The following is a 6,071-nucleotide window of genomic DNA, read 5'->3' on the forward strand; positions in this document are numbered from 1 at the left end:
CGAATGTGGTGCAAAAGCGCGCCTGCCTGCATGGCGGGTGGCGGGTGGCGGGTGGCGGGTGGGGGCCGTGGAGCAGGATGGGGTAGATGCTGGCATCTCTTGGTCTGGCTTAGGGGTATCATCCTGATCCCCGGTTTGGGAGCCGCGTGCAAAAGCGGGAGCGTGAGGGATCAGGATGACCCCTCTCCTAATTTCTTCGCCCCAGCGGTGCCCTGGCATCCCACCGCCAGCGCTCCACTAGAAAAAGCGGAATCATAAAGATCAAACGACACCTGCCCATTGATTGCTATGATCAAATCGTTAGTCTCCTCATGATGAAACTCGATTCCAGAGCCACCAAGAAAACCCAAAAGCAGGAGGGCGCGCATTACACGCCTGCCGGGCTGGCGGAGTTTGTGGCCCGGCATCTGGCGGCTGTCTGTGATGCTCCTCATCCTCGGGTGCTTGATCCAGCAGTAGGCGATGGCGAGCTGCTGCTGGCCTTCGGCAAGGCCTTCGAGCGAGATTGCACCTTGAATGGATTCGATCTCGATGAAGTGGCCGTTGAGAATGCTGCCACACGGCTGCTTGCAGAGCTTCCGGAGCACACCGGCAAAGTACTGAGACAGGACTTTCTCGACTTTGCCTTGGAGCACCGCGACGACTCCTTGTTTTCCACCCCTGCCAGCTACGATGTGGTGATCGCCAACCCACCTTACGTGCGAACCCAGGTCATGGGTGCCGCACGCTCGCAACTTCTCGCACAGCAGTTCGATCTTGGCGGCCGGGTGGATTTGAGCTTTGCTTTCATTCAGGGCATTGCCGACGTGCTCCGCGAGGGAGGAGTGGCTGGGATCATCGTCTCCAATCGTTTCATGACAACCAAGGCGGGTTCACAGGTGAGGGAGCGCATCCTCTCCCGTTTTGAGATCCTGCACATCTGGGACTTTGGCGATACAAAGCTGTTTGAAGCGGCGGTGCTTCCTGCGGTGCTGCTGGTGCGGAAACGTCACCAAGTGGATCAGCCCAATCCTCGCTTCACTTCCATTTACTCGACCGCCGAGCCGCCGGTTCATCATGCCACCACGGTCTATGAGGCATTGTCGAACGGAAGCGGGGCCGTCGCCGTTTCCGGCACGACGTTTCTCGTGCAGCACGGAATACTTAATCACGGTGATGCCCCCAATGGCACTTGGCGCATCGCCACTGAGAGTGGAGACACATGGCTCGACACGGTGCTGCAGCATACATTCTGTACGTTTGGCGAAATTGGCAAAATTCGCGTTGGCGTGAAGACCACAGCAGACAAAGTCTTTGTGCGAAAAGACTGGACTGCCCTGCCGGAAGAAATGCGCCCGGAACTGCTCCGCCCTCTGATCACGCATCATGCAGCACGAAGGTTCAAATCGCTGCCTGCCGACCGCCAGATTCTCTACACACATGAGGATCGGGCCGGTAAAAAGGCGGTTATTGACCTTGCCACCTATCCACGCAGCCGCTGCTATTTGGAAAGCCATCGTGCCACTCTTGAGGCCAGGACCTATGTGATCGAATCCGGGCGTCAATGGTATGAGATTTGGGTGCCTCAACACCCGGCGCTCTGGCCAGTGCCCAAACTGGTGTTTCCAGACATCACTGAGAGCCCCACTTTCTGGATGAGCCTGGACGGTGAAGTGATCAATGGTGACTGCTACTGGCTGGCTGCGGAGGACCGTACCGACAACGACCTACTCTGGCTCGCCCTCGCGGTGGGCAACTCCCGCTTCATCGAAAGCTTTTACGATCATGCCTTCAATAACAAGCTTTACGCAGGCCGACGCCGCTTCATGACCCAGTATGTGGAGAAGTTTCCACTGCCCTCTCCAGATCTGGCTGTCTCGCGCGAGATCGTGTCACTGACCCGTCGCATTCATGAACTCACACCTGGTGCTGAAGCCGACGCTCTCGCTGCAACGATTGACCGCCTGGTCGAGTCAGCCTTTGGCCTTGCCGAAAAAGCCCTGGGGTAGAGGAATTTGCAGCTTTTTATTCAACACCCTTCCCTCGAAGCGAAGGAACCGGCTGAAGAACATTTCACCGGTCGTAAGCACCAAACGAGTCAGCTTGACGTGATCGCCCAAATGTTCCGCGCCAAACACGGCATAACGCACATCGCAGTGACGAACGGTTCCTTCGGGAAAATCATTCAAATCCAGCGGCTCTTTGCTGGCTGGCTCCACCAGACCGAGGTCGATTGTGGGCGAAGTCTGGAGCTTCACCTCCAGCAGCTGGTTGCACACATCGGGAAATTGGCCGTCATCCGCATAGCTCTGATATCCAAGTGCCCTGCACACCAGGCGATGAAGTTCAGCACCACGATTGCGCTCTTGATCAAACCCAGCGTTCGCAAACGAACAGCCCACCAGACTCTTCAAATGGTGGAAGACTGATTGAATTGGCATGACCAAACCACGGACGGGATCGTCGGTGGGCTTCCCCTGTGGAGGGCAGGTCGCTGAACCAATCAATGGCATAAGATGTTCAGTGTCCATGGTCGAAATGAGTTCCACAGGTATTTCACCAGGAACAAATCTCGCTTGGTACTTCTGCGTCAAGGTGCCGGTTGTATCGAGCTTTGCGAGCATGGCACCAGTGATGACTTTCACCCTGGTCACGCATCCGTCCTTGCCTACTGCAACCAGCACGTAGCGGCGGCGTGGCTGTAGTTCCTCATTCCAAACTTGGAGATTGTTCGAAGCCTGGACGTAGGTGTCAAAGTTCTGACCTGGAAAACGAGCATGCGGCCTGCACTTGCGGAATGATTTCGGAATGGGATAGCCCAGGATCCTGCACACCTCGCTCTTGACCACTTTCGAGCGGGTCCGCAGCGGCATGCCTGCCGTGGAGAAGCCACGAAGGCCCGCATCCAAAATTCGTTCCAATTCCTTGGTTGGAATGTGGAGCAGAGAATCTTTTGCCAGCACGTCGAAGATGCTCAATCCGCTCGCAATAATCGCCTCCACATGCTTTGCGATATTTCCTTCATTCCCGCTCATGCCACACCATCCTTGGTGAGAAGTTGAGGGACACTGACACCCATCGCCATGGCGAAGAGCTCCAGCGTGGCCAGTGTCACATTGCGCTCACAACGCTCAACCTGCCCAACATAGGTCCGGTGGACACCGCACTCGATGGCAAAGTTATCCTGGGAGATTCCGGCTCGGGAGCGATACCGGCGGACGTTGTCCGCAAGAATCTGGCGGAGATTGGCTTTTGGCATTCTCGACTCTTGACCGTGTGATGACCATGAGGCGACAGACTATAAGTAGCATTTAGACTTAACCGAGGCCCAAGCAAACCGCGAAGCTTTGGCGAGAAGTATTCTTCGGAGCGCGGACTTCAGTCCGCAGCAGGTCGCCGTGCATGGAGGGTGGTGGTTAGGCGGCGGGTGGCAAGCACGGTGATGCTGGGCTTGGAGAGGCCACGAGGGGATGCGGTGTGCAGGGTGCTGGCGGAGTGCTGCGGACTGAAGTCCGCGCTCCTCACCTACCTCGCTGCTTTCACCTGGTCCCACACTTTGGTGTACTTCGCGAGGTCGGGGCCGAGGTCTTCGATGACTTCGCACTTGGCCTGCAGCTCGGCGGGGATGGTGACGGCGGGGTTCTTGAGGAACTCGGGGCTGACTTTTTCCATCGCGGGTTTGTTGGGGCAGTAGTAGCCCATCCATTCCATGTTTTCGGCGGCGATGGCGGGATCGAGGACGAAGTTGATGAAGGCGTGGGCGAGGGCGGGCTGCTTCGCGGTCTTGGGGATGATCATTTCATCGCAGCCGAGGGTGACGCCTTCGCGCGGGATGAGGATCTCGACCTTGGGGTTTTCCATCTGCACCTGGAAGAGGTCGCCGCTGTAGCCGTGGACGAGGAGGAACTCGGCGGAGTCGATGCCGCTCTTGTAGCCCTCGTTGTCGAAGCGGGCGATGTTCTTCTTCCAGCGGATGAGCACATCGCGCGCGGCGGCGAGCTGGGCTTCATCGCGCGTATTGATGCTGTGGCCGAGGGACTTCAGCGCGGCGCCGATGCTCTCGCGCATGTCGTCCAGCAGGGTCATGCGTCCGGCCAGGGCGGCGCGGTCAAACAGGGCCCAGGTGGCTTCAGCGGGCACGCCTTTCATCTTGTCCGCACGCACGGCGATGCAGGCGTAGGCCAGGGTGTAGGGCACGCTGTGCGCCATGGTCTGGTCCTTCACCTTGGCCAGCACGGCGGGGTCGATGTTCGGGAGGTTGGGGATGAGCCTGGGGTCCAGCTCCGCCAGCATGCCCTGCGCGTGCATCACCTGGATCATGTAGGCGGTGGGAAATACCAGATCATACCCAGCAGCGCCCGCCTTGAACTTGGCGAACATGCTTTCGTTCGAGTCGAAGGTGTCGATGACGACCTTGCAGCCGTGCTGCTTCTCAAACTGCTGCACCACCTCCGGGCTGATGTAGTCCGCCCAGGTGTAGAGGTGCAGCGTCTCCGCCTGCGCGGAGAGCGTGGCACAGGCAAACACCAGCGTGAAGAGCCATGCGATGCGCTTCATGGCCGTGGGAGTGCGGGTCTTAGGCGGCCAGGGGCTGGCGCAGCGGGATGCGCTGCTGCTGGCGGAAGGCGGCCTCGGTGTTGAAGGCGGCGAGGAGCAGGAGGCTGAAGCCGAGATCGCTCACGAGGGAGTTGCGCAGAAAGAACCAGGTGGGCAGATGCCCGGGCTCGCCGGTGGTCACGGCCTGCAGCCAGCCTGCGAGATCGCGCGAGTAGGCGGAGACGGGATTGCTGAGCCAGGAAACGGTGTTGGTGAAGAAGTAGAAGACCAGCGAGCAGCCCACCACGCCCAGCAGGCTGCCGAGCATGCCCATCTGCCCGCGCCAGAGGCTGGCCAGCAGCGCGGCGGCGGCAAAGCAGCCATACACGACCAGCGCCTCCCAGTGCAGCACCTGGGCACCCGTAGCGGTGAAATCGATGGCCACCAGCAGCAGCGGAATGAGGATGAAGGGCACCCGTTTGGAAAAGACGAGCGTGCCGGTGAAGGCCAGCGCCATCCACGGCGTGAAGTTCTCCAGCACTTCAAGAGTGACGTAGCCTTTCAGCTTGGCCCAGCGAAACGCAGCGGCGGCGACGATCAAGGCAAGCGGCAGCAAAAACGCACGGGAGGCGGGGCGGGAATCAGGGGAAGACATAGCGGCAAGATGCAGGTTCTGGGGCTTCTGGCAAGGAGCGGGTGAATGATGAATGAGTAAATCCGAGACTCTTCTCTGAATTCTCTGCGAGGGAAGAATGAGGCCCCTCATCTGCCAGGAATGCTTTTCGCAGGCTCCATGGACAGGCGTCTTTACCGCAGAGGGGCGGAGAGGCAGAGGTGGCAGAGTTCAGATTCATTCTCTGCTACCTCTGCTACCTCTGCTTCTTTGCCCCTCTGCGGCGAAACTGAACGTCCCTCCCGCAAATGATCCATAGACGGCAACCAATGCCAGCTAAACCGCTCCCTTTTTCCGCAAAAACGGCACCAGCTCATCCACGCCAAAGTCGGCCAGCACCTCGCCGTCCCAGTCCATGGTGGGGGCTTTGCTCTGGCCGCTGAGGTCGATCATGGCCTGCATGGCTTCGCGATTGCCGGAAACGACGACGGCTTCGTAGTCAATGCGCTTGGCATCAAGGTATTCCGTGACTTCTTCGCACCAGGGGCAGCCCGTTTTGAGATAAACGATGGGTTTGATCATGGGGCCATGATGGGGTGAAAGCCCGGCAGGGGCAAGCAATGCGTACGTGATTCTCGGTTGACCACCTCCGTGCCCTGATTACAGTCCGCCCGCTGTTTTCAGAGCCTTCATTGAGTGCTCCGAAGCCCGTCCCTTTGAACGTCAACTCCCCATGCGCTATCTTCGACCCCCAACAGCGCAGCAGGAAGCGTTCCAGCGGATGGAACGCCCGAAAGGAATCTCCAGCGTGCTGCAAGAGTGCGCGGAAATGACTTTAGGGCAGGCAGGGCCAGTGCGGCCCAGCTTTGAAAACCGCAGCAGCCCGTGGTGGTGCTGTGGCAGGCCGCGTGTGCGGTCCGCCGCGTGCCGCGGACCCGTGGAA

At 59.1% G+C, this 6,071-nt stretch carries 6 protein-coding genes; 1 reads left to right on the forward strand and 5 read right to left on the reverse strand.

The window, feature by feature from the left end:
- The first annotated feature begins 311 nt into the window (after positions 1-311).
- Positions 312-1,988, forward strand: a complete 1,677-nt coding sequence (locus WAW39_RS19675) for an Eco57I restriction-modification methylase domain-containing protein (protein WP_422320868.1) — start codon at positions 312-314, stop codon at positions 1,986-1,988.
- Here the strand turns inward: WAW39_RS19675 and WAW39_RS19680 are convergent.
- The 5 genes from WAW39_RS19680 to WAW39_RS19700 form a co-directional block, all read right to left on the reverse strand.
- Positions 1,953-3,014, reverse strand: a complete 1,062-nt coding sequence (locus WAW39_RS19680) for a restriction endonuclease (protein WP_422320869.1) — start codon at positions 3,012-3,014, stop codon at positions 1,953-1,955. The genes WAW39_RS19675 and WAW39_RS19680 overlap by 36 nt on opposite strands.
- Positions 3,011-3,238 carry a helix-turn-helix domain-containing protein gene (locus WAW39_RS19685; RefSeq protein ID WP_422320870.1) on the reverse strand — a complete coding sequence of 76 codons (228 nt, stop codon included), beginning with the start codon at positions 3,236-3,238 and terminating at the stop codon, positions 3,011-3,013. Before WAW39_RS19685 ends, WAW39_RS19680 begins: the two co-directional genes overlap by 4 nt.
- 266 nt (positions 3,239-3,504) lie before the next feature.
- Positions 3,505-4,536 carry a polyamine ABC transporter substrate-binding protein gene (locus WAW39_RS19690; protein WP_422320871.1) on the reverse strand — a complete coding sequence of 344 codons (1,032 nt, stop codon included), beginning with the start codon at positions 4,534-4,536 and terminating at the stop codon, positions 3,505-3,507.
- A gap of 19 nt (positions 4,537-4,555) precedes the next feature.
- On the reverse strand, positions 4,556-5,170 hold the full coding sequence (locus WAW39_RS19695; protein WP_422320872.1) for a DUF6580 family putative transport protein: 615 nt from the start codon (positions 5,168-5,170) through the stop codon (positions 4,556-4,558).
- A 294-nt stretch (positions 5,171-5,464) separates the two neighbouring features.
- On the reverse strand, positions 5,465-5,710 hold the full coding sequence (locus WAW39_RS19700) for a glutaredoxin family protein (RefSeq protein ID WP_422320873.1): 246 nt from the start codon (positions 5,708-5,710) through the stop codon (positions 5,465-5,467).
- Positions 5,711-6,071: the final 361 nt, after the last annotated feature.

Origin of the sequence: Prosthecobacter sp., from assembly GCF_049294395.1 — a bacterium.
GTDB lineage: Bacteria > Verrucomicrobiota > Verrucomicrobiia > Verrucomicrobiales > Verrucomicrobiaceae > Prosthecobacter.

Coding starts and splice junctions, on each gene's coding strand:
- WAW39_RS19675 (WP_422320868.1), top strand. CDS start 312: ATGATGAAACTCGATTCCAGAGCCACCAAGAAAACCCAAAAGCAGGAG.
- WAW39_RS19680 (WP_422320869.1), bottom strand. CDS start 3,014: ATGAGCGGGAATGAAGGAAATATCGCAAAGCATGTGGAGGCGATTATT.
- WAW39_RS19685 (WP_422320870.1), bottom strand. CDS start 3,238: ATGCCAAAAGCCAATCTCCGCCAGATTCTTGCGGACAACGTCCGCCGG.
- WAW39_RS19690 (WP_422320871.1), bottom strand. CDS start 4,536: ATGAAGCGCATCGCATGGCTCTTCACGCTGGTGTTTGCCTGTGCCACG.
- WAW39_RS19695 (WP_422320872.1), bottom strand. CDS start 5,170: ATGTCTTCCCCTGATTCCCGCCCCGCCTCCCGTGCGTTTTTGCTGCCG.
- WAW39_RS19700 (WP_422320873.1), bottom strand. CDS start 5,710: ATGATCAAACCCATCGTTTATCTCAAAACGGGCTGCCCCTGGTGCGAA.